At 38.1% G+C, this 23,953-nt stretch carries 19 protein-coding genes; 4 read left to right on the forward strand and 15 right to left on the reverse strand.

Annotation, left to right across the window (positions count from 1 at the left end; translation table 11 throughout):
- Window positions 1–838: 838 nt before the first annotated feature.
- The 3 genes from AC59IL_RS26795 (at window position 839) to AC59IL_RS26805 (ending at window position 2,322) form a co-directional block, all read left to right on the forward strand.
- Entirely contained in the window at window positions 839–1,330 is a 492-nt protein-coding gene (locus tag AC59IL_RS26795) for a MauE/DoxX family redox-associated membrane protein (protein WP_496555298.1), read from the forward strand.
- Window positions 1,331–1,377: 47 nt separating this feature from the next.
- Window positions 1,378–1,866: a TlpA family protein disulfide reductase gene (locus tag AC59IL_RS26800; protein WP_496555299.1), complete on the forward strand. Its 489-nt coding sequence runs from the start codon at window positions 1,378–1,380 to the stop codon at window positions 1,864–1,866.
- A 228-nt stretch (window positions 1,867–2,094) separates the two neighbouring features.
- Complete coding sequence (locus tag AC59IL_RS26805; RefSeq protein WP_496555300.1) at window positions 2,095–2,322, forward strand: hypothetical protein; 228 nt, start codon at window positions 2,095–2,097, stop codon at window positions 2,320–2,322.
- 187 nt (window positions 2,323–2,509) lie between these two features.
- Here the strand turns inward: AC59IL_RS26805 and AC59IL_RS26810 are convergent, their stop codons facing one another.
- The 8 genes from AC59IL_RS26810 to AC59IL_RS26845 form a co-directional block, all read right to left on the reverse strand.
- Window positions 2,510–5,221: an alpha/beta hydrolase family protein gene (locus AC59IL_RS26810; RefSeq protein ID WP_496555301.1), complete on the reverse strand. Its 2,712-nt coding sequence runs from the start codon at window positions 5,219–5,221 to the stop codon at window positions 2,510–2,512.
- 180 nt (window positions 5,222–5,401) lie between these two features.
- A complete protein-coding gene (locus tag AC59IL_RS26815) occupies window positions 5,402–5,665 on the reverse strand; it encodes a hypothetical protein (protein ID WP_496555302.1) in 264 nt (87 codons plus the stop codon).
- Window positions 5,666–5,678: 13 nt separating this feature from the next.
- Window positions 5,679–7,022 (reverse strand): thioredoxin family protein, encoded by a 1,344-nt coding sequence (locus AC59IL_RS26820; protein ID WP_496555303.1) that lies wholly within the window; start codon window positions 7,020–7,022, stop codon window positions 5,679–5,681.
- A gap of 56 nt (window positions 7,023–7,078) precedes the next feature.
- Window positions 7,079–8,527 carry a RagB/SusD family nutrient uptake outer membrane protein gene (locus AC59IL_RS26825; RefSeq protein ID WP_496555304.1) on the reverse strand — a complete coding sequence of 483 codons (1,449 nt, stop codon included), beginning with the start codon at window positions 8,525–8,527 and terminating at the stop codon, window positions 7,079–7,081.
- Window positions 8,528–8,551: 24 nt separating this feature from the next.
- Window positions 8,552–11,851: a SusC/RagA family TonB-linked outer membrane protein gene (locus AC59IL_RS26830; protein WP_496555305.1), complete on the reverse strand. Its 3,300-nt coding sequence runs from the start codon at window positions 11,849–11,851 to the stop codon at window positions 8,552–8,554.
- A gap of 731 nt (window positions 11,852–12,582) precedes the next feature.
- A complete protein-coding gene (locus tag AC59IL_RS26835; protein ID WP_496555306.1) occupies window positions 12,583–12,855 on the reverse strand; it encodes a hypothetical protein in 273 nt (90 codons plus the stop codon).
- Window positions 12,856–12,859: 4 nt separating this feature from the next.
- The gene (locus tag AC59IL_RS26840) at window positions 12,860–14,062 is read right to left on the reverse strand and encodes a FecR family protein (RefSeq protein WP_496555307.1); all 1,203 of its coding nucleotides are present in this window, start codon (window positions 14,060–14,062) and stop codon (window positions 12,860–12,862) included.
- 116 nt (window positions 14,063–14,178) lie between these two features.
- Window positions 14,179–14,796: an RNA polymerase sigma factor gene (locus AC59IL_RS26845; protein WP_496555308.1), complete on the reverse strand. Its 618-nt coding sequence runs from the start codon at window positions 14,794–14,796 to the stop codon at window positions 14,179–14,181.
- Window positions 14,797–15,373: 577 nt separating this feature from the next.
- Here AC59IL_RS26845 and AC59IL_RS26850 point away from each other — a divergent pair.
- A complete protein-coding gene (locus AC59IL_RS26850) occupies window positions 15,374–15,940 on the forward strand; it encodes a hypothetical protein (RefSeq protein ID WP_496555309.1) in 567 nt (188 codons plus the stop codon).
- 574 nt (window positions 15,941–16,514) lie between these two features.
- On the opposite strand, the gene AC59IL_RS26855 is transcribed toward AC59IL_RS26850, so the two are convergent.
- The 7 genes from AC59IL_RS26855 to AC59IL_RS26885 form a co-directional block, all read right to left on the reverse strand.
- On the reverse strand, window positions 16,515–17,330 hold the full coding sequence (locus AC59IL_RS26855) for a hypothetical protein (protein ID WP_496555310.1): 816 nt from the start codon (window positions 17,328–17,330) through the stop codon (window positions 16,515–16,517).
- Between the two features lie 40 nt (window positions 17,331–17,370).
- Entirely contained in the window at window positions 17,371–19,380 is a 2,010-nt protein-coding gene (mobC, locus tag AC59IL_RS26860) for a conjugal transfer protein MobC (protein WP_496555311.1), read from the reverse strand.
- Between the two features lie 62 nt (window positions 19,381–19,442).
- Window positions 19,443–20,639, reverse strand: coding sequence for a relaxase/mobilization nuclease domain-containing protein (locus AC59IL_RS26865; RefSeq protein ID WP_496555312.1), 1,197 nt, complete (start codon window positions 20,637–20,639; stop codon window positions 19,443–19,445).
- Window positions 20,640–20,653: 14 nt separating this feature from the next.
- Window positions 20,654–21,058, reverse strand: a complete 405-nt coding sequence (locus tag AC59IL_RS26870) for a plasmid mobilization protein (protein WP_496555313.1) — start codon at window positions 21,056–21,058, stop codon at window positions 20,654–20,656.
- Between the two features lie 288 nt (window positions 21,059–21,346).
- The gene (locus AC59IL_RS26875) at window positions 21,347–22,135 is read right to left on the reverse strand and encodes a hypothetical protein (RefSeq protein WP_496555314.1); all 789 of its coding nucleotides are present in this window, start codon (window positions 22,133–22,135) and stop codon (window positions 21,347–21,349) included.
- A gap of 543 nt (window positions 22,136–22,678) precedes the next feature.
- Window positions 22,679–23,038, reverse strand: coding sequence for a helix-turn-helix domain-containing protein (locus AC59IL_RS26880; protein ID WP_496555315.1), 360 nt, complete (start codon window positions 23,036–23,038; stop codon window positions 22,679–22,681).
- 266 nt (window positions 23,039–23,304) lie between these two features.
- Window positions 23,305–23,826: a hypothetical protein gene (locus tag AC59IL_RS26885; RefSeq protein ID WP_496555316.1), complete on the reverse strand. Its 522-nt coding sequence runs from the start codon at window positions 23,824–23,826 to the stop codon at window positions 23,305–23,307.
- Between the last annotated feature and the right edge of the window lie 127 nt (window positions 23,827–23,953).

Below are 23,953 nucleotides of genomic sequence, written 5' to 3' on the forward strand. Positions count from 1 at the left end.
GTTATAGAACACATTAACTTCATTCTTGGCCATGCTTGTAATTAATTACACGGATAACCAATGAAGTAGTGATACAATTATCTGTTTCATTTTTGAATATCAGGACGGGGCATTCAGGTTTACTTCGGTTGCACATATATGGGAAACTCTAACAAGTACGGCAATGTACTTTCGAAATCTGTGCAAATACGATAAATAATACTGCCAAATGGAAAACAATTGCTGCCAATTGGAAAACTTTACTGTTATATCTTGCATATACAAACAACGAAACGCACAATCTTACCCTGTAAATACAAGATAGTTCTCTATTCCCAACCCAACAGGCACAACTTTATAATCCGGAACCGGTAACAGGTATAATAGTACGGGACAAATTTATTGAATAGTGAGGGTCGCAACCCGTGTTGATAAGGCCACATTCTCGCTCGGGTGGTTGGCCAGCAGTGTCGGATAATCGTGCACGCCGGTTCCCGGATTATTAGGATAAAACTTGGCAAGTGGGACAAATTATAAAGTTTGACAACGTCATACTAACTTTTTTCTGTTAGCGCTTCGCTAATGGACAAGGTTTAGCTACGCCGGCCTCTCCTTTCCAGGAGAAGCTCATAGTAGCAACACTGAAAGAAAAGAATTGAGTTTATAAATGGCCTTTCTTGATCTATTATAGAAGGTTTTTAACAGTGGCTTGCTGTCTGCCTTACTTTTCCAAGCGGAGGCAGTTTACAGTAAGCTTTTTAACCAACTTTTCCATGCCCTCAAAAATATTTCATATTTATATTTATTAGTACCGGGAACATACACGTAGCATGCTCCCGGGTTTTAAATCCTTGTTATTATGAAAAGAACAACCTTATCTGAAAGTATGCCCAGGCAAAATATTTTATTAAAGCTCATTCCATATTCTTTATTGAAAAAGACCACCATAGTTGAAATAATTACGCTTTCAACGGTAATTTTGTTTCTTTATACTGGTATAAACAAACTCATAGATCTCCCTATCTTTAAAGAGCAACTATCTTTATCACCTGTTCTTAAGTCCTATTCACTAGTGATAGCATGGGGATTACCCATCACTGAAATTATAGTATCCATTGCGTTGTTTTTCTCTCGATCCAGGTTACTCGGACTCTATGCAGCTCTTGTCCTGATGGCAATGTTCACAGGTTATATTATTATTATACTTGCCTCCGATGATAAATTGCCCTGCAGTTGTGGTGGCGTAATTCAGCTACTTTCCTGGAAGCAACACCTTATATTGAACGGCATCTTTATATTCCTGTTGCTGGCGGCTATCCGCATACAAAAAGGATCAGGTAAGAGTGAATAGCCGGGTTGATAACAAGCATAATTTTCACTGATTTAAAGTTGATTAATATGAGAGTGTTTTCAGTACTATTACTGATGGGTTTGTGTGGATGTTATGACCGCAAACCCCTTAAGACCGGGCTGGAAGGCCAACCACTCCCTTCATTCAATTTGTTATTGACGGACAGTGGCCGCCTTATGAATAGCACTTCGGCGCCAACAGGAGAACCGGTTGTAGTATTCTATCTTAGTGCTCATTGCCCTTACTGTCGTGCCCTGCTTAAAAATATACTGGAGAATATGAACATGTTACGAGATATTCATTTCCTCATTGCATCCCCGGAACCTTTAAATGAATTGGAGCTATTTTTCAAAGAGCAGAGTTTAGCGCAGCACGATAATATAACCTTTGGAAGAGATACGGCTTATTACATAAGCCGGTATTTTAAAACCTCAAAAGTGCCCTTTATTGCGATTTATGGAAAAGACAGGTTATTGAAACACGCATATTTAGGTAATTTGACCAGTAGTCAAATCAAAGATATAGCTGAGAATTAAATGCTTTTTATGCATATATAGGTTTGTCCTGATCAATCAAACCACATTTATCACTGAACCATCATAAATGCCGGGCCCGCAATAGATTGTTCAGTTATTGTTCCGGCACCTTTTAAAACAGAAGTGTGCAGGAACTAAAGTGGAGAAGCCGAAAACCACGATAACAGAGTAGGCATTATTTTAAAAAACAAAGTTTAGCTTTTTGATTTTTAAAAAGCACCTTTTTTTATGAAAAAAGTATTTGCAGCATTCGCGGTTCTCGCCATTGTAGGAAGTGCATTAGCTTTCAAAACTATGCAAGGACAAGTTCTGTTTACCGAAGGGGAAACAGCAGGCACTTGCGATGTTAACTCTAATGTTAAATATGTTATTGACAATAGCGTTTCCACTATTACGACTGGAAAATTAGGTTCTGCCGGCGCATGTCAATCATTGCACCTCAGACAAAATGATTAATTAATCTCTCTTTGCTGCTACTACAGCAACAACAAAATGGCTATTCAAAAGATAGCCATTTTGTGCCTATGCATATGTAAACAAATCTTGCATCTTTTATAAAAACAAAGAGGTTTTTACTTCCGTCAACTGAATCTTTTTTATGGCATCCCTTTCATAGCAGGATTATCAAACTGTTTAATTCATATCATTCTTTGCTCTCTTGCAATAACAAACCCTTGCCGGGTGTTTTTAGATCATTATCCGGTTCAAATCCGTTTTCAATTCCTTTCTTAGATGCATCAATTCCTCCGGTCATCCATTTTGGAGCAAGAGCGCCTTTTAGATAATGATCGAAAAATTGTGTCAACCGGATGGTAAAGTCCATAACAGATGTTTTATCATAAAGGTCTAACCCGTGACTGCCATTATCATATTGCAAAAGCCAAACTTTTTTTCCTAATCTTCGAAGAGCTGTGAAAAACTCAACACTTTGAGAAAAAGGAACATTAGCATCCTTCGCATTATGCATCAATAATAACGGAGTTTGTACTTTGTCAGCGAAAAGAATGGGCGAATTTTCGATATAAAGATTTCGATTATTCCATAGTGTTGTACCCAGACGGTGTTGTCGTAACTCGTATGTCTCCATTCTGCTGCTGCCACCTCCCCAAAGGCTTGTATAGGCACTTATCGCGTCGGAAACACCAGACGACGACATTGAACAAGCAAAAATCGAGGTGTGGGTAATAATATAGTTTGTTTCGAAGCCACCAAAACTATGGCCCTGCAGACCTATTTTTGAGGAGTTGACAAAAGAAAATTTTGAAATATATTTAGCACCTGATACAACTGAGTTAAAAGCACTTTTACCAGGATATCCAATCTTGTAAAAAATATCAGGTGTGCATACTAAATATCCTCTGCTTACAAACCAAGGTATATTTAATCCCCCGTCTGCAGGCTGTGGGGGATAAAAAACATGGAGACCATCTGAAAGCCTTTCATAATAATAAAATATAACAGGGTATTTCCTTTTCGGATCAAAGTTTTCTGGTTTATATAAAATTCCCTGGGTAGGAGAACCGTCTAACGTATTCCATTTTATTAATTCAGCGCTGAACCAGTTATATTCTTTTTCTGGCCGCATATCACTTAAAGGGGCAAAACTTTTGAAATCAGCAGTATAAAAATAATTCGGTGCTTCATCTTCACGCATCCTTCTGATTACAAAACTGTTTGCATCCCGTGCCTTAACCGGTAAAAAGTTATGTGAATCATCGATAACCAGGGTGGACGATTCGGGTGCATAAAAATAATATGGCCCCATAAAAAGCACCTCCGTGGAATTGGCCTTATTGGGCTCGATCGCATAAAAGCCATTATCCTTATTACTTTTATTAAAAGCGCTTACTATCACTTTTTCACCAGGCAGATAAACCTTATTTCTTTCCAACATCCTGAATACAATATTATTTTTTCGTCCCTTGCCGCCGGTTAAATTTAGAACTGATGCAGGATTGTGGAGGGAAATTTTCCATATGTCATATCGGTCATAAAGTAATACAGCGCTATCTTCAGGAAGCCAACCGGCTACACCCACTGCCCGCGTCCTTGTTTCAGGTCTGTCGTCATTCAGTGTCCATGTCGTAGAAATAGCAGATGTTAAATTGATCACTTTCCCACTTACAATATCTAAGCTGTAGTAATTTCCTTTGTTGCTATCATAATACACCAAGTATCTGCCAAGGGGTGAAAGATTCATCACATTTGTTTCCGGTATGTTCTCCAGAGGCCTTTTTATCCCGCTTCGTTTATTTATCACAAAAAAATGGCCTTTCGCCTCTATATTCCAGTTATTTTCACTTTCATCACCATTCCGTGTTATATATACTCCAAAACTTTCATTTTGCGAATCTGAAAAAGGTATATCCTTCACATCCTCGCGAAAAATAAGTAATCCTGATTTTACAGAAATTATCGCCTCGTAATTACGAAAAGAAAAACGTCCTTCCTGTAATTGCTGTGATTGTAATTTTGCATCTGCATAACTCCAAACATCAACTTTTGCACTGGTGCTAACACTTTGCCGAGGCAGTTCTCTAATTTTTGCCGTTAGATATAAACGTTCTCCATCCTTGCTAAAACGCGAAATTCTGTTAAAACTAAGGTTCGCACCAAATGACAAACTATCGACCTCTTTTAAAATAGTAGGTTTTGAACAATCGACTCTATAAGTCCAAATTGTCCTTTTTACCGGCAACGTGGCCGGTTCATCTGTTAAAAAAGCCAATTGCCTTCCGGAATCATCCCACACAAAATTCCAGGCATGGGGTCCTTCCCAAAAAGAATAAGCTTGATACTGAAAGAGGTTTATCAACTTTAATTCCTCTGCAGCATCTGTTGAAGTCTTACATTTTAAGACAAGATTTCCTGATTTTGGATGTATTGAATAATCTAAAGCCTTAAAGCTCTTTTGTGTGCCATCAGATAAATTATGTAGTATAATTTCATCCTTCCCTTTTTGCTTATAGATTATCCAATTATTGCCACCTGTTTCAAAAATTTTATACGATTGAACATTAGAAAAGTACCTAATAGAAGAACTGCCAAGTATTGTTGACCCTAAACTATCATTTTGAATCAAAAACGTGGCTATTTTGTTGTCATCAGTAAAATTTAAATTGAAACCATTGGTAATTTCCTGCCGCCAACTGCCCGTTGTTTTAGTAATGACTAAAGTTTTTCCACCAACAGGTCGATTCATAATAGTATATCCAAAAAAAATCCCGTCATTACTGATTAATCCCCCTTCCAAACCAGGCCATAAATCAAAGGTTGAAGTATCGAGGATCGGTTTTTGCCCTACTATGTCTGCAGAAATGATAGCCAATAAAAAAAATAGGATTACAGTTTTCATGAAGACCTTTGTTTGAACTCATTCTATAATTTTAAACCTTCACGTGAAATACAGATAACCTTAAAAGTATATAAATAATATTTCAAGGTTTTACTATCTGACATATTTAATATTTTCACCTTTGTCAGCCTAAAACGGCAATGGAGACGGCATTTCATCGGCAGGCAAAGGATATTTACATCAGCTGATTGCCTGTTTAACATTCTCAGGTAACTTAAAGGCGAGCCAGTAACCGTTTAAAAAGCTCTCATGTGTTCTTATGGTGGTCACTCCATCTGACATGGCTACCAATGTCAGATCCATACCGCTATTTTCCCTCACAAAGAATAAATTGTATAAAGTCGGTTTTACATGCATATCTTCAGTGTCCTCAAAATACATATAATCGTGCTTATCCAGTTTGCTGAGAATTTCTGGTTTTGTATCTACCTTTATCCAATCCATTTCATATAATATTTTACTCTTGATCTTTAATTAACCAGGTCGGTTCTCCCGCCAACATTTTCTGATACGATAACTGAATGTCTTTATCTGATGATGCTAATGCCACTGCCTTTTTTTCCCATTGAAGAGCTTCATCTACCCTTCCTGCCTTGTATAATAAATTGGCATAAGTGTCAACCCAACCTGAATAAAGTGGATCGGTTTGCAGATAGGGCGCCTTAACTAAAACCTCCATCCAATTAACAGCCTTTAAAAGTATAGATTTATCGTTTGTGTGCAGGAAAAAGTGGTACCAAAGCGTATTGTTCAATGAAAGTTTGGCCATGGCGCCCACGGTATCCAAACCGTATTTTTCTAATTTCTGCGTCTCGCATTGAATTAATTCCGGCCATTGTTTTTTAGATTCATACCAATGAATTTTGGCGTTCAATATCGTTCTATCAGCAATTTCATTACCGTATTTCTTTCGAATGACGATGGCCAATTTTTTCCAATCAGGTCTTTGAACAAGTGGTGCTCTTTTATCATTATCTTTCCAAAGAAATGGGTATATGTGCTCATTTGATACTACCCAATTAATTATTTCCCGCGAATAACTTTTTACTTCCCGCACTTTCATAACACTATCTATCCTCACGCCATCTTTGAAAAACATACTGAATGCTTCTTTATCTTTAGTAGTTATATAGGCCCCAATAAAATCTATGTTGGTTTCTGTAAATAACTTTTCCTTCGGCAACTTCATTAAATAATCATCAATGTATTGGCGTCCGATAGTAGAAGCAAGGTCAGTTTCTTTTAATGACCTTGACCCATTAGCCAGGTATGGATAGTAGGCGTATTCCAAATTACCTCCACGGTACTTAGACAAAAGAGTATAATACTGCTTTGTTGGATCAATGGCCTTCTCAATGACAGTCATAAATTCCCTCTCTCTTCTAAATCCAAAATCGCGATGCACAATCTCTCCATTAGCGTCAAAGAAAAGATAAGTAGGAAATACACTAACATTATACCTTTCTCTCAGTGCCTTTGCTTCCTTATAAAGGCTTTGGACTTGCGGGTCATCGTTTTTGGATGTGTCCATTTGAACTCTGACGGAAATGAAATGCTGATTGATGAAAGCTGAGATCCTTTCTTTACTAAAAACTTCCTTATCCATTTTTTTACAAGGCAAACACCAGGTGGTCATACAGTCAACAAATATCAACTTGTTTTCCTCCTGTGCACGTATCTTTACTTTTTGCCAATCTGCATATTGTTCAAACTCAATACCCTTGTTAACCGATATGGATGAAACATTTTGTGCATTTAACAATAACGGTGTATAAAGGAAAAAAATAAATAGCTTCTTCATGTCCTGTTTAAATTTACTAACCCGCCTAGGTAATTTGAAACCTCCAATCATTAATATTAATACCCTGCATTTTGGGTCAGCGCTTTATTCCGCAGTAGTTCTGTATTGGAAATAGGGTATAAAGCATCTGATGCTTCCCATGTACCTCCTTTCAAGGGGGTTACAATACTCATTACCGCATCAATTGTTCCTGATCGTTTTAAGTCAAACCACCGATGGCCCCATTCGGTAAACAATTCAACTTGTTTTTCGTGAAGAATACCTGAAATTAAAATTGGTTTGCTGGTGATCATTGTATCTGTCAAACCTGCCCGGTTTCTTATTGCATTTAAATCCGACAAGCCGCCTGTAATATTATCCTGCTGTGCCCGCGCTTCTGCCCGTATCAAAAATTGCTCTGCTAACCTTAATACAGTGGAATACTCTGTTATGCTGGCATTTAAAGTATTGCTTTTATACTTGTTTGAATAATAATAGGTATTTCCGGATCCTGTAACAACACTTTTGATCCAAGATGTTTTCCGCTGGTCTCCTGTTTCAAAGCTGTTTAAAAGGGGGGTATTTAAATAAACCGGGTAGGTACTGTTACTAGGGCCTGAAGCAGGTAAATTAAATATTCTTGCTTCCCAGGTATTCCACCCAGTTGCCACAGGTTGTAATTGCCAGATGGCTTCTTTGTTATTCATTAAAAAAACATCCGCAAGATTTACCAATGAATAGTCAGATATATCACTGATGATTTCCGAAGCCTGTAACTCTGCATCTGCCCATTGATTTAAATATAGGTATACTCTTGAAAGGAGGGCTGTGGCAGCCCATTTAGTAGGGCGTAATCTTTCTGCTGTGCCACTGTATACCTGTAAGCTTCCATTCAAATATTGTGAATTTAGCAGTTCCTTTGCTTCTTTTAAATCTTTAACGATTAATTGATAAACATCGGTCCTACCTGATCTGGCGAGTGTCGCATTTTCATTAAAATCTATTCCGGTCACTAAAGGCAGATCACCATACAAGTTAACAAGATAAAAATAGGCGAATGCCCGCATAAACTTTGCTTCACCTAAAAGCTGTTGTTTAACAGTGCTTGAAAGTGTGGTGGAGGTATTTAATCCTTCAATGGCTGCAGTCGCTGAATAAACCACTGGATATAGCTTGCTCCAAAAATCAAGTGATAAAGCCGGAGTAGTGGAAAGACCATTCCGGTAATATCTGAGGTAAGTAGAATTGGTTTGACTATTTAAAAGTCTAAGCTCGTCTGAAGATAATCCCGGATATAGTGATAAACTTGTCAAGCCGGCGCCCGCACCAGATGTAGATGTTCCCACCAGGCTAACCGCAGACATACTAGCATAAATTCCGGTAAGTGCGGCAATAGCTGTGGCATCTGTTGCAAAAACCAATGGCCCCGTAACACTGGTAGCAGGCGGATCGACTTCTACCATTTTTTTGCACTGTGAAAAGCAAAGCACTAATGCCGGTATATAAAAAATATATTTAATTTTCATTTTACTTTTTTTTGATTGTATCAATTAAAGACCTAATTGAACACCTAAAACAATTACCCGTAAGGGTGGCAATACAGAAGAGCTTAACGTTTCAGGATCGAGTCCAATATAATTAGTCTTTGTTAACAGATTTTGTCCCTGCACATATAACCGTCCGCTTTTCATGTGAAGCTTACTCATAAGGTTTTGTTTCGCTTGCCATGACAGTGAAACATTTTTAAGTCGAACATAGGACGCATTTTTATAGGCCGCATTACTTTCAGTTATGGCTGCAAAAGTTGTACTATGATCATAATTAGAAACAAAGCGGCTATATGGGGGCGTATCTCCTTCCTTCTGCCACCTGTTCAACACTGTAGTGGGTTGGTTGGCATTAAAAAATCCCGGTTGATTGGGAGCACCAAATTCATATGTTTTACCTATTTGTTTTACAAACTGGAAAAGGAAATCCAATTGAAAGGATTTATAGGTAAAGCTATTTTGAAAACCACCGTAATATTTAGGATTTGGATCAATTAAAACAGTACGGTCTGTAGTGAAACTCGGTTCCGATGTGATAGATCCGTTACTGGTAGTAAATGTGTATAGACCGGTAGTAGGATCGACTGCAATATATTGGTATGCTTTTATTACATTAACAGGGTAACCCACGACATAGGATGTACTTAAAGTTGAATTGGCCAACCCCGGAAAACTTACAAGTTTGTTTTTGGGAATAGTTAAATTAATACTGCTACTCCAGCTAAAATCCTTCGATTTAAAGTTAACGCTGTTTAAAGAAAATTCGAAATTCGTATTTTGGAGAGTAGCGTCAAGATTTTTTAATACACTGGATCTTCCGGCGCTTATTGGCAAATTGTATAAAACTAGCTGATTCGAAGACCTGTTTTTTGCATAGTTAAAGGAGAATAAAATTCTGTCATTTAAAAAGCCGAAATCTATTCCTGCATTAAGTTTTCTGGTTTCTTCCCACTGAATATTTGGGTTAGGCAAACCAGTAATGGAAATACTTGAAATACCCTGGTAAGGTACTTGCACACTTGCGGGAGGGCCATATAAATCTAAATACTTATAATCACCAATTTGATCATTGCCTGTTATACCGTAACTAAATTTAAGTTTCCCAAAACTTAAGAACGGTATTATGTTTTTTATTAAATTTTCTTCCGAAAAAACCCAGGCGGCACCTATAGCGCCAAAATTCTGAAACCGATTTCCTGGTCCAAATCTGCTGCTCCCATCCCGTCGGGCCGATAAATTCAAAAGGTATTTATTCTGAATATTGTAATTAAGACGACCAAATACTGCATTATATTTATACTTGCTAAGTTCGGTGGCGTACACAGTGACGGTTGCAGCAGATTTTATATCATCTAATACTAAATCGCTGTTATAGCCTGCACCATAAATTTGTTCACCATCATTTTTACTTTGTTGAACGGTGAATCCAAGTAAGGCCTCTAACTTCCCCTTCCATAATGATTGCTTGTAAATCAATTGCGGCTCCAAAATCCATGACTGAATTTTATTGTCGGCATATAGCGCGCCTCGTTGCGAAAAAGAACGCCAATCAGGCTGTATAGATTCCATTGGATAGGTGGCTATTTCATTCGATAATAAATTTGTGTAACCCAAATCCGCTTTAATTTCCAACTGTGGTAGAAGTTGATAACTTAATTTTACATTACCAATCAGATTCTGCGTTTTGTTGTTATACCGCATTTTTGTATAGGACAATGGGTTACTCCAGGTAGGAACACCCAGATCATTAAGTGCCCAATTTAATGATCCATCGTTTAGAAATAATTCAGGCGCATTAGGGGCAAGAGTTAAAGCATAAAAGGTAAGATCATAGTCAGCGGGAAGAGCATTGTTATCGATTAAATAGTTCCCAGACAGTTGTATGCGGAATTTTTGATTATTTGAGATACTATTTATATTAAAATGCAAAGACCCTTTTTTATCATCGAAATCTCCAGGGAAAACCGTTGTTTCTTTGTGAAAACCACTTCCTATTAAATATTGTGTTTGTTTGCTTCCCCCGGAAACTGCTACCTGGGCATCTGTATAATTAGAAGTATTTCCTATCAACTTTTTTTGCCAGTCAGTATACCTGTTATCTCCCCAAAGTGTCAAATCATAGTCCCGGTAAGGATCGGCTGTTTGTCCGTCGTTTTTTAATGCTTCTCGCCTCATCGACAGGTATTGCTCGGTATTTAAAAGATCCACCTTTCTGCTGACTTTTCCCCATCCACTTTGAAAATTAACATCAACTTTCGTTTGTCCAGCCTTTCCCTTTTTTGTTGTAATTAAGATTGCTCCGTTTGCTGCGCGTGAGCCATAAATCGCAGTTGCGTCTGCATCCTTTAAAACTTCTATGCTTTCTATATCTGAAGAATTGATATAATTAAGGGGATTGCCAGCTCTTGAGCCTGTATTCACACTTTCACTAGCACCTAATACAAAATTATTTAACCCGGTTGTTAATAATTGGGAAACGTAAGGCACCCCATCTACTACGTATAAAGGTTCGCTGCCACTACGCATACTGTTTTGTCCCTGTACCCGTATTGTTACAGCACCGCCGGCAAATCCCCTGTTTTGAGTAATAAATAAACCAGGTACCCGGCCTTGCAAAGTTAATAATGGATTGTTCACAGGTTGTTTTTGTATTTCAGATGCTTTAACGGTACTAACATTTCCAGTATTTAACCTTTTGGTTGTAGCACCATATGCAGTAATCTGTAATTCATCCAAAGAACTAACTTTAGATTTAAGGCTTATGGCAAATTCTGTCTTACCACTAACTTTCAACTCAAATGATTCCATGCTAACATGAGTGAAAACTAAGATGGCATCCTGTTCGACCGTTACCATGGTGAATTCGCCGTTGGCATCGGTCAAAGTGGTTTTATTCGATCCCTTAACTTGGATAGTGACTCCCTCTACCGGATCTCCATTTTCGTTTACAACTTTTCCCTTTATATCTATAGGTTGGGGAGTAGCTATTCCACTACTACCAACCATTTCTACTTTAGGCTTTACTAACACTGCATTGCCCATCACTGTATAAGATAGGGGCTGATCTTTAAATACTACCTGTAGCGCTTCCTGTATAGGCACATTCTTAACTTGTACTGTTACCGGCCTTGATTTATCAATCAAATCGCTACGGTACCAAAAAAAATAGCCTGTTTGCTTTTTTATCTTGTCAAACACGCTGGCAAGATTTGCGTCCTTCTCATTAAGGGTTACAGCCTGGCCGAACCCATGGGCACTTACATGGAGACAGGCTGTTAATAATATTATTGCAGTAATTTTCAAAACTCGCAGTGTTTTGATTATCCACGTTTTGGGCGGACATAAATGACAAAAAAATACCATACCTTGTGATTGTTAAGGTTAAATAATACCATACGTTTTTGATTAACCTTGATACAGGCCATACGGGAGGCAACCCGTGTGGCTTTTTCATGGCCTATCTGTGGCCGGTTAATTTTGGTGGATGTGTTCAATGGTCATTACTTTCAATGGCGAAAGCAAAAGGAGATAAGGTGTTAAATTATTAGGATAGGTAATTCAAAAATGTTCAGATCAATGGTTAAGCCACAGGATGATGGAAATTTTCAATGGCTATCTTTATAGATACACGGCGTTGTTGGTTAGAATAACAAACCGTCAATTGAATTTACATAAATGAAATGGGGGCAGAAATGGGATAAGGCAAAGGTTTGAGATGCCTTTTTGCCAATAAAAGGTAATAACTTTTTTTTTAAATAGCCAATATCCTTCACCGAAAGTGGATAAAAAATAAATGGAAGTCGGGATACTAGTATTGGTAAGAATAGTGAGTTGTAGAGAACATAATCTTTACCTTGCTTTTCAAAAGTAGAAATGTTGCATTTATTCATACCAAAATGCATACACAGGATCATATCCTGAAGTATTGCTATCATCCATTACGTTTTAACAGTTTCTTGTTGCTGAAGGGCGAGGCCCTCTTTTACCTTTATTTTTTAAGGATACCGGGATTTATCTATTAATTACAACTTACTTTAATTTTTTTCTTCACGCTTTTTAAGCGACTCATACAACATCAACTTTACTTTCGCCGAATCAATCTCCTGCCAACTTCTATATTGACTGCCTTGCTTAGCAAGAAAATCAATCAGCTTGTCCATATCCATTAACGCCTCCCAATAGTCCCGGCCTTCATTCGACCTGTTTATCAGTGCATCCAGTTCTTTCTCTTCATCAGGTTTAAGCGAATAAAATACCTTCCGGACTATTAACACGACAATTCGTTCCTTTCTTTCGTTGACATCCATAATTTCATTGTTGCTCAGGTACAATCAGTTTTTTTCCTTCAATCCTGAACTTTACATCACTCAATTCTAACATCTTCAAAAGATTAGATAGCGACAAATTACGCTGTGCTTCACCGTTTAAACGTATCCGCGGTACCTTTCCTTCATACACTATGTCTACATCATACCAACGAGCAATTTGTCTTAACACGACTGCTAATTCCGCATTATAGAAATTGAACCGTCCATTTTTCCACGCCATCACTTCATCTACATCTACACTCTTATTTACTGCCAATTGCCTACTTCCTACTGTGACAGCCTGCTGTCCCGGTTTCAAAAACGCAACGGTTCCACTCTTGCTTACCTGTACTGCGCCCTCTAATAATGTAGTTTTAATCTCATCTTCTTCTGCATAGGCCATAACATTGAAGTGGGTTCCCAGTACACTTATTTCCAAATCTCCTGTCTTAACATGAAACGGCTTTTGGATATTATGAACAACTTCAAAATAAGCTTCTCCTGTAACTTCAACTGTTCGATCCTTTTCCTCAAATACGGCCGGGTAACGGATCGAAGATTCTGCATTCAACCACACTTTTGTCCCGTCTTGTAATACCAATTGGAATTGACCGCCCCTTGGCACTGTTAATTTATTATACAGCACCTTTATTCCAGCCTGTGGAATTCCCCCCACATAAGAAACAACCCCTTCTTTTTTTACCACCTGCGCAGCTCCTTGCTTGGTCAGCAGGCCATCAGATGCATTATCCATTGTAATGGAAGTGCCGTCAGCAAGCTCCAGCCTCGCTTTATTCCCTCCCGGTGCCACATCTGTCTTTACGACGGCCATCTCGGTACGAGGTTGTTTCGATACTGTTCTTGGTTTGGATTGAATGAAATAAATCGTAATGGCAAAGGCAACAGCGACCACGGCGGCAGCGACTTGCCAATATTTGCGAATCATAGGTATGCGTCGTACAATAACATGTTCCGGCGCTTCCAATTGTGTTTTCAATCTCTCCCAGGCCAGTTCCTTATCTCCGCCGGCATGTTGCCAGCTCACCACCTTTTTTTGCAGCTTTTCTGAATTTGTTAATTCATTAAATCGTTGGCGGTGGGCATCCGATTCATTTAGCCATTGTTCCAATAGCAGTCTTTCTGCTTCGGAAATAGTCCGATAGAGATTCTTAAGGATAAGGTCAGATATATTAATCCGATTTTCCATATTTTTATTGATGGGTCACATATAATTAAAAATAGCATAACTCACAGCTAACATTCCCATATTATAGAAACACCATTTTTATAATCCTGATTAAAAAAAGCGGAATTATTTTTTAACTATTTTGCGCTGACAGGCTGAGAGAGGATATATTGTATTAATTCTGCATACACTAACAAGGCAAGCACTGTAAATTGGGGCTTTCCTAATCTTTCTCTGAGTAATTTTATGGCCCGTTGTTGTTGAGCTCTGACAGTTGATTCCGCCAGGCCAAGATAGTCGGCAATCTCACGGTATTTCATTTCCTCAAAATAAAGCAACTCCACTACCCGACGGCATTGGGTAGGCAGCGATTCAACCGCTGCATGAATAGCCTTCACCACGTTTGCATCAATTTGCTCCAACTCAAAAAATTGATCGTTTTGAAGATAACGAAATTCACTTTCCCTTTTTTTCAGCCGCTTTCGAGCTTTTAGATAATTAAGGCAATTATTTCGTGCTGTGATATACAAAAAAGCCTTGATGTTGATGAGTGTATTAAAATGCTCATGCCGCCGGAATAGTTTTTCAAAAGTGGTAATGGCAATATTTTGGCCCTCCTCCGCATCATTGGTCAGTCTTTCTGTAAAATAACAGATCTGCTTATAGAATTCATCAAAGATAGCTTTGAATGCGGCTGCATCCCCCTGTTGGAATCTCTCCATGGTATATTGCTCATCTTTCATGAAATCTGTCATACAAATAAATGGCTAAACAAATTTAGCATCAATTGGGTTTGAAGTTTTTTAATGGCCAGAAGGGAAGGTTTAATATGTATGCAATAATATTAAAAAATATGCCTGGAAAAGGCAAATTTGTAAATTAAACACGATGCAATAATTTTCTCCCTTTCTCAAAATAAGGACTTTTATTACCCAATCCCGCACAGTACAAAGCCGGATTCAACAATTCAAATCCAACACCAACCCATATTAGTAAAATAAAAGTCGCAACACCGATTTAGCTAATCTTTTGCTCCCCATTGACGAATATCAATCATTCATTATAAGTCTGCAAAAAGTGGGATGCCCGAATAGTAAAATCGGCCAGAATAGTGTTTTTAGGGCAAATTCCCTACTAAGGCCTTCTTAGAAAGTTCCGTATGTAATGGATTGTTCTCATGTTTTTAAAACAAAAAGCAGCATGGATTTTCAAGCGAATATTGCCTTCTTACTGAATAGGTTTCCCGGTAACTCCTTTTGTATTTTCATGAACCGGTATTTTCTTCCGACAGTTTACATAATAAAAAGATCCGGCCATGATCCCGTGACAACAATGGACACATTGCTATCCTACATGTACAATGAACCCATTGCAACACTGGCCAAAGAACCGGCTAAAATTTGGTTTTGGCTCGAAACCAATAATGAAGGAGTGCCGTTCGGAGAAGTAGAAAAATTAGAGCCGGAGGACAGATTTGTAATTTCCCTTTTTTTGATCGCATTTTTAAAAGGAATTTTCGACAAGGAAAGAGAAGGGATAGAAATAGTTTGCCTGATTAAATTATTTGTGGCATCGGAATCGCTGCGATTTCGGACGACACCATATCCCATTCTGTTTACGGTAAATAACAATCAACTTTTACTCACACATAAGGAAGAAATAACCGCAACGGTGAATGCTTATTTTTTAAACTTTACTTATTCGATGGCGTTGATAAATGACAGTAAAAACTTTTCAGACAATTATGATCCCTCGGGTTTATACAGTTCCTTCGTCCAATACTTTTCAACCCATCATGAAGTCTGGTTGACTTCGGCCATGTTAGCTACGTTGAAAAGGCATTATCAAAAATGGGTGAGCGGGGGGGCCGGTCCATCTCCAGGCGCTGATGCGAAGTAAGTTGAAAGCAGTCTGCTAAAAAAGAGTGAACAAAATTAATTACAGAAATCAATAACATCTTTCGACACGACGCTTTTTATGGTTTTTGATGCTATAAATTGGCAGCATGCAAGAATCATTTCAAAAAAAATAAGTCCAACAATTAGTCAGCAATACCCGTTTTGCTGTTTCTATACATAAGAATTGTATGAATCGAGCCCCTGAACCCTTCATATCGTGGAAAAATATTATGCCCTTCCTGGAAACACACCACCCCTCGATGATTTGTTGGCACAGGTATTACAACACGACCATTTTCATTTAACTGGTTAAGGTCTGTATCCTGATTAAAAAAAGCTTTATCTGCAAACGCCATTCTTTTCGGATGGCGTTTGATTTTTAAGCTCCGGCATGTTGATTTTCAAATTGCTTATGTACAATTTTGAAAATGGAATGCACATCAGTTTCTACCAGCTTTGCAAGAAGATACATTTCCAAAAAAGCAAAAAACCTGTAAGGCGAAAAAAACGTATAGTATTGTCAAAATAAAAAACGCTGCTTAAGCAGCGTTGCAGGATTCAGATGGAAAACATTTTTATGAGGCTTTCTTTTTATGGCCCTGTCCTTCCTTTTGTTTAGGATTATTAATCTCATTCATTAGTTCGACAGTTTTTTCGGGCAATTTATCATTCTTTTTGCCTTGACCCTGATTCAAAACGTCATCAGGCAACATTTCCATTGATTGGCTGTTAGTGTGCCTGATTACTTCCATATTGGTATTATAAATAGTCAAACCACCTATTTGAGGAGAAACGCCAATATTCCATGTTTGTCGCTCGCCATCTACTTTAAAATTTGCACTAATGATTTCTCCATTCTTCAAATCACTGATTGCATTTGCTTTGTCCTGCTGGTTTGCAAATGGAATTTTTAATTTGTCAAGTTCCCGCTCCAGGTTGAAATTGGTAGTACTGTCATAATAGTTACGTACCCTTGCGAAACCATTATCATCTGTATTTTTGAAATCTACTTTTGCCCATCGACCTTCTTCGTTTCTGGGCATTTTGAATACAGGACGGCCTAACATCAATTTGTGCATTTGATTTTTGTTAAAACCCTGTTGCTTGTACAATGTAAATTCCGCTTTTTGAGTTATACCATTTTCTTTGGTAATATCTGCTTTAAACTTGTTGAGGTAATAGATTCCTTCTTCCTCACCTTTTGCTTCACCTTTTCCAAATTTTGCAGTGAAAATCACGACATCTTGACCAAAGGTGAACTTCATACCCGGAATTTCAAATTCATTGGCTCCCAATGTCATTTTTGTTTTAAGCGCCTGCTCAATTGCTGGGTGACTAAATCCGTGGCGTTCCATTGTTTCCAACAAAAACTGATAATTGTCTTGATTCATAATAAATAGTATTTAATTGTGGTTAAAATGGTTTACATGTTTACATACTGGCGTCAGATTTTTTACGTTTTACTTTGTTTTCCATTTGTTGTTTCAATACCGGGTCTTCGTTGATTTTTTTCATTTCTTTTTCAATAATGTTGCGTACTTCTTTTTTCACCTTGTAGTAGTCGTGCATGGTCGTACGCTGATCAATGCGTCTTATTACAGGTAAATCTTCATACATGGCTTCTTCTTTTTTGATGGCTTCATGGTCGTTGAGTATTTCGTTGTGAAAAGTCTTTAGCTTAATTCTTTGCAATGGATCATCAGCTACTGCGCCAACGAATTCACCGGAGCTGAGGTTGGAAATTTTTGAAGGAGGAATGGCAGCTTCTAATTGAGTTGATTTGCTGACAGAAGTGTCGCTGCTATTTATTGACAGGGATTCCCTATCCTGCATGATTTTTCCAATTCTGTCAGAAAGTGATTTGGCAGTATCTCCCATCACTTGTCCGGATATAATGTTACCGCAGGTATTAACGATAACATCGGCCTGTTCTTTGCCATAGTCCCGTCGGAGCTGCGAAAGGTCCTGGACGCAAAGTGTAGTTGAAACTTTATTTGATCTCGCCGTTGCGATGTAATCAATCCCATTAATAAAAATGGTAGGCAATTCGTCGAATATCAAACTTGATTTTTGCTGATCTTTCCTGTTGACGAGCTTCAGCATGCGTTCTATGTAAAGGGAAAGTACGGCGCCATATATTCCCTGCTTACTTGGATTATTACCAACACAAACGATCTTTGGCTTTTCGGGGTTATTGATATCCAGCGTAAAATCGTTGCCGCTTAAAACATAATACAGCTGGGGTGAGGATAATCGTGCAAGACAAATTTTTGCACTGGCAATCTGTCCTTCGAGCTGTTCAAGGGCGTTGTTGACGAAGGCGGAAATAAACGGATTAATCAAAACCTCGATCTCTGGCTCAAGGCTTAATACCGGGAAGAGTTGTTTATATTCTATCTGGGCCAGTTCAATACAATGGGGAAGTGTACAATATTTGCCGCCCTCATATTTTCGCAGGTACCAGATAATTGCTGTAGTAAAATTGATGGGCGATTCAACAAAAAAGTCACCTTGTTTTTTTATCCACTCTCTATTAAGGGCCAAAAGCATGGTCCGACTTGATTCCGTGGCATCGGTTATGTCCACCATGCTTTCTGGAAAAAGAGGATTGCACCTGTGCGTGCGTGATAAATCATCGAAATTGATTGTATAAAGTTTCGGAACTACTTTGTACTTATCATAGTGGATTCTTAGTGTGTTGTAGGCAATACGGGTTAAATCAGGAAATTTGAAATCATAAATAAAAAAAGTAAATCCCTTCTGTATGTGCTGAGTGATCACATGGCGCACAACGAAATAAGATTTTCCGGCGCCGGGCGTACCGAGCACCAGCAGCGCACGAAAGGGGTTGATGACATTGATCCATGATTTACGGCTTTTACCCTTTAAATGGTATTGCGCTGGAAGATTGATTGAAAATTCATTTTCTAAAAGCCTTTCTTCTTGTGGAAATGCCTCGTTCTTATCATTGAAGATGTCGCCTTTAAATTTCAGGAACAGCAGCCTGGAAGCCTTTGCACCGCCGGAAAGCATAGATAAATACCCTGTAACGGTTACTGCGATATACAGGCAGGCAAGTGTCTTTGGCTCTAATTCAACAAAAAGAAGTAATGAGGAAAGAAAATAAAGCAATAGGCCAATGCATATATAAAATAGGACAGGGCCAATTGTCAGGTTTTCATCCTTTTTTCCTTTGCCACCAACCAATGAGATAATTAATAAGAATAGGGAGGTCAGCTTTGGTTTATTAACGCCACTTAAAAAATCAACTTTTTCTGTAATGTTGAAAATCAGTTTATCGATAAATGGCAAGCTCAATTGCCATTCCTGAACGGCGGGGAAGCATACGCAATAAAAATGAACTAAAAGAAGAACAATGCTTCCAAGCCGAATGAAGTCCAGAATTTTGTTATAAGCTCCTATGTTTTCAGTTTCACGCATACGATGCCTGTTCCAACCCGGTGGGGTCGGTTAGATTAAATGGTTAAAAAATAATTGGAGGGTTAGCGTTTGCGCTTTTTCTTTCGCTTCCTCAAAAACTCAGGGGAAAGTTCAGGTTTATAAGAGTCGGTGGTGAGTAGTATTTTTAATATATCGATGGATTCCGCGTTGTAGGTACCAGTTGTTTGTTTATGTTCAATTGCAAATGTTCCTGATTGTTGCTTGTTTTTATCTATACCCGTCAATGACACATTTAGCCGGCGAAGGAGTGTATCGGTAGATATACCCAGGTCGTTACTGGAGAACACGGTTTTTGTATAATGATCGACAAAACAAATATTTTGCATAGTACCATCAGAATGGTACTGAACACTACACCCCATGTTCCGGCGCTTAAGACTATCCATAAACTCGCCGGTAGATTTACTTTTATGCAGGACAGACAAAACCTTAGATTGTACGTTTTTCTTAAATGCTGTTTTTAATGTTCTATTTCGTTGAAACTTCTTTTGCAGATTGGGAAGCGTGGGATTGGTGAAAATTGAACTGGCTTTGATAGGTACACCGGTTTTATAACCGTCTTTATCGATAACACTATAAACCAGACCACCCATTTGATACATGCGGCTACTGGTACCACCGCGATCAGCGAATATGTTGTATTGCCGCAATACCGCGTTCAATTCATCCAGTGAGGTAAATTTATACCGGGCAACCACCTCCCGAACTATATTTGAAACAACCTTCTTCGTTTCTGAATGTCCGTATTGAACAGCTTGCAGCGAAACCGGTTGCAAAGGCAGTGTTTGCTCCTTTTTCCTGCTTTCTGCTATAACCAATCCATATTGCATTTCAATCTCTTTTCGTGCAGATTCCGATTTTCTTTTAGCCAGGTTATGAATATTAATCGACCTTCCATTTTGCAATATTGGAGTGGTAACAATATGAATATGAGGATGTGCGGTGTCATCATGGCGATATACTATGAATGGTTGATTAGCAAATCCGATTTTCGACATATAATCCCGTGAGATTCTTTGTAAGGTTTCGGTACTGAGATCCTCCCCTGGCGCAAAGTTCAATGAAAGATGAACGGTATTATATGATACTTTGGTACTATTGCTGATCAAAGCATTGAACCGGTTTAATTTCTGCGAAAAACCCAATTCTTCAACATCGCAGGCGAAACCAGAAGCAGCGATCAGTTCTGCTAAACCACGATTTACCTTATCTTCATTATAATTTAATGCACCTCGCATAGATGTACCTTGTTTTATTCGGACAACCACTTTTTCGCCAGTTTTGAAATAATATCTAGCAAATCGTCAATTTTGGATTCTGTGCTCACAAAGCCGCTGAATGCGATTTTTGCATAGAATTCCTTTTTTTGGGTTTCAGGATAAGTATTAAAAAAACGGGTAACCTGATTGATATTGATACCAATTGCCTTTATTTCAGTTCTTAGTGCCGCCAGCTCTTCCATCACGATATTGATGGTTTCGTCATGGACATAAACTTTTACCTGTTGTTTATAAATGATCTTTCTTACTAATCCGCTCAGAGTTTCATCCTTTGATTTACGTAGGATCGTCTGTAACTCCTGGTATTTTTTATCCGTAATCCGTGTCCATACCAAATGCTCTAAACGGTCCTTCCCTTTGGTTTCTCCTTTTCTCATTTGCCACGAGTTTAAGTTTCCTGCCCAAAATCTATGTCATTCATATTAATAGAGCCAATGATTATGCGAATAGCTAACCCCGTGTTGTCAACAACACTACATCTTGCTCCGGGCTGCAAATGCCCGGTCAAACAGAAGCGCTACGTTTCAGCTCTACGTCTGAGATTTTACAAGGCGATTATTCACTCTTATTTTTATTGACTAAACCATCCCATCATATGCCTGAAGTATTTAATTTGATATTTTCTGATGTGGTACATAATTGAATCAATCATCGGGTGCGGTTGCTTATTTGCCGATGGATTTTTTGAAAATAGTAGGGTTGTTACTATTAAGGTAGAATCGCTCCCTAACTTCTTCAATCTTTACTTTTTTAAGGACTTCGTTTCGGATTTGATCTATATGAGGTAAAGGGCCGTCTCTTGATAGGTATTCTTTTCCGACTACGATAACCCCTTCAATGTTGCGCTCAGTATTTATCTGCACATCAGCACTGATAGAATCAATGTGCCACTTATCGGAGGCTTTATCTTTTTGAGCAATAAAAATGTAACTTATATCATCTTTGTTATTATAATGAGTTGCCAGCATCAACCTATCATTTAAAAGAGAATTACTATTGCTGGTGTTGGTCTCGGAAATATTTTCCCAACTAGAAATATTCACAAATTCAAATCCCAGACGAGCAAGTTCATTTTGAAGATCAGTTTGAATTTTCAATAATTGGGAGAGTTCCATGCATATTTGCTGTCTTGCTGGAATTTTTTCCCGGTTGATCGAATAAGATTTTTTAACAAGTTCATGGTATTTGCCTTCACTCATTTCACTGAAAAGGGATGCTGATAATAATTCGATAAATGGCGGTTTTCCATTATTAAGGTCTCTAATGATGAAGAGCATATAAAGACCTTCCGCCGGCGAAGGGAGCATATCTATGTATTTTACCCCGAACATTTGATAGCGTTGGGCATCTAATTTTGTAACGCCATTATCCTTTATATCCTGGTAATGGAAACCTAAATCGGCAAACTCTTTTTCCAGGATTTCATCAAAATCGTTTATGTCTGCTGCTGCCATTATATTATTTTTAAAAATCAAGGAATTTGATTCTTTGCTGTCTCTGACTGTTTTTTGGAAACTTCCTTTTTCGTAGTATCAGAAAGATTTATGAGTTTGTTCGGTTGAATACTGGTAATCTGTACTGCGGTAAGTATTTTACCATTGTCATTCAACAAAGAAGGAAAAAGATTTTTCAGGCAGTCAATTTCGGTTTTCTCTAAAAGTCGGCTGCTATTCTTTTTGCCGTCATATAGTGACCAAGAATCAGAAAACTTACAGATGTAATACATAAAAAAACCATTTAAATTATTAAGCCATCATTAATGCACATGTCTATTAAAAAGACCCGGTTGATTCTGAACCACTGCGCCAATCCATCGGTGCGCAAACTCTTTCCATTTCGTTATGCGATTCCCATTTCGGGTCGACCACTTCCGCTTTTCATAGAATTTAAAGAAGCTATGCGCTTCGCAATCAGGCATACCCTTTTGATTAAAATAAATCTTTACATCTCTCATCGTCGGCGGCCTGGCATCTGTACCAGTAATTGTTTTGTTATCATCAGGCATGGTTTTTAAAAATTTTGGATGTACTTACCCCAGAAGAAAAACGACCTTTTTTTACAGAAAGAAGCTTGTCAAGGTCGCTCATGTCATAATAAATAGTACCCCCGATCTTCGTGTAGGGGAGCGTACCATTGCTCCGGAGCGTTTGCAGCGTGCCGCTTGAAACCCCTAATAATGCTCTTACTTCATAGGTCTTTAGCCACTTTTTACTACTCTGTGGTTTATTTTCGGTGAGCAGTTGTTGAATCCCTAACATGATTTCCGTTTTGAATGCCTGTAAGTCTGCCAGGGTAACAAGTTGATCACGAAATACTGGATTTTGCTTTGGTGGAAATAGCTCGCGCACTTTATTCATAATGACCCTGTTTTGTTGAGATCAAATATCTATCGACTTGAAAGCGAAATATCAGAGTCAGACCCGAGCCTCGGGAAGATTTTTTTTAAAATTGGTAGGAATGTAGAGCGGAGAAGGCCAAAGAATATTCAACTCAAACAATTGATAACACTGCTCATCCAAATTTGATTCAACAATCAGCCTTAGATTTCTATTGATAATAAAATTGGCTGACCTCGTTTTCGGGTCAGCCAATTTGAGATACCTATTACCTTATTATTTACCGATTATCTTGTAATGGCAGGGGATTGGTATAATGTACTGACTGCAAACATTTCTTCAGTAATCAGGAATTTAGACAATCTGTATGTTTCTTTGATAACTTCCGATTCATTATGATAATACCGCATTTGCTTTTGTAAAGAACTTTTCAAAAGCAAAACAAAATGTGTATTAAACAAAAAATGCCTTTCAATTACTACTTTGTGAGTTTTTCGGTTCACTATTGTAAAGCAAGCGTTTCCCTTAAAATCTTTTAACTTGTAATGCTGACCAGAAGGTATCAGATCGTACACATTTAAGTTAAAATCAAATTTGAAACCTGCAAGTTCTAATAAGAGGTAAGGTATGTGGTTATGCCTATAAAGGCCATAGTTTATGGGCCCCGATTGAAGCTCACTCATTTCTTTTAAATTAAATGGTTGTTGCTGGCAAATTATCCAAACAGTACCATCCGAATACCTTACAACATCAACATTTTCATTTAGATCTTGTAAATAACTGACAATTGTAGCGTTGTTCTTTTGCATAATCTTAATTTTGAAAGTTTAATTAACCTGTATTTAAAGGAAATTTACCGGACCTTGTTATCCCATAATTATCAGGTTTTATTGGACTAATTGACGACCGCAACAAAAGGCGATGGTACTTTCTCCA

The organism is Niastella sp. sgz303648 (assembly GCF_059587045.1).

Bases quoted from the DNA above. Each gene is read 5' to 3' on its own strand.
- AC59IL_RS26795 (WP_496555298.1), top strand. From the start codon at position 839: ATGAAAAGAACAACCTTATCTGAAAGTATGCCCAGGCAAAATATTTTA.
- AC59IL_RS26800 (WP_496555299.1), top strand. From the start codon at position 1,378: ATGAGAGTGTTTTCAGTACTATTACTGATGGGTTTGTGTGGATGTTAT.
- AC59IL_RS26805 (WP_496555300.1), top strand. From the start codon at position 2,095: ATGAAAAAAGTATTTGCAGCATTCGCGGTTCTCGCCATTGTAGGAAGT.
- AC59IL_RS26810 (WP_496555301.1), bottom strand. From the start codon at position 5,221: ATGAAAACTGTAATCCTATTTTTTTTATTGGCTATCATTTCTGCAGAC.
- AC59IL_RS26815 (WP_496555302.1), bottom strand. From the start codon at position 5,665: ATGGATTGGATAAAGGTAGATACAAAACCAGAAATTCTCAGCAAACTG.
- AC59IL_RS26820 (WP_496555303.1), bottom strand. From the start codon at position 7,022: ATGAAGAAGCTATTTATTTTTTTCCTTTATACACCGTTATTGTTAAAT.
- AC59IL_RS26825 (WP_496555304.1), bottom strand. From the start codon at position 8,527: ATGAAAATTAAATATATTTTTTATATACCGGCATTAGTGCTTTGCTTT.
- AC59IL_RS26835 (WP_496555306.1), bottom strand. From the start codon at position 12,855: ATGGATGTCAACGAAAGAAAGGAACGAATTGTCGTGTTAATAGTCCGG.
- AC59IL_RS26840 (WP_496555307.1), bottom strand. From the start codon at position 14,062: ATGGAAAATCGGATTAATATATCTGACCTTATCCTTAAGAATCTCTAT.
- AC59IL_RS26845 (WP_496555308.1), bottom strand. From the start codon at position 14,796: ATGACAGATTTCATGAAAGATGAGCAATATACCATGGAGAGATTCCAA.
- AC59IL_RS26850 (WP_496555309.1), top strand. From the start codon at position 15,374: ATGGACACATTGCTATCCTACATGTACAATGAACCCATTGCAACACTG.
- AC59IL_RS26855 (WP_496555310.1), bottom strand. From the start codon at position 17,330: ATGAATCAAGACAATTATCAGTTTTTGTTGGAAACAATGGAACGCCAC.
- mobC (WP_496555311.1), bottom strand. From the start codon at position 19,380: ATGCGTGAAACTGAAAACATAGGAGCTTATAACAAAATTCTGGACTTC.
- AC59IL_RS26865 (WP_496555312.1), bottom strand. From the start codon at position 20,639: ATGCGAGGTGCATTAAATTATAATGAAGATAAGGTAAATCGTGGTTTA.
- AC59IL_RS26870 (WP_496555313.1), bottom strand. From the start codon at position 21,058: ATGAGAAAAGGAGAAACCAAAGGGAAGGACCGTTTAGAGCATTTGGTA.
- AC59IL_RS26875 (WP_496555314.1), bottom strand. From the start codon at position 22,135: ATGGCAGCAGCAGACATAAACGATTTTGATGAAATCCTGGAAAAAGAG.
- AC59IL_RS26880 (WP_496555315.1), bottom strand. From the start codon at position 23,038: ATGAATAAAGTGCGCGAGCTATTTCCACCAAAGCAAAATCCAGTATTT.
- AC59IL_RS26885 (WP_496555316.1), bottom strand. From the start codon at position 23,826: ATGCAAAAGAACAACGCTACAATTGTCAGTTATTTACAAGATCTAAAT.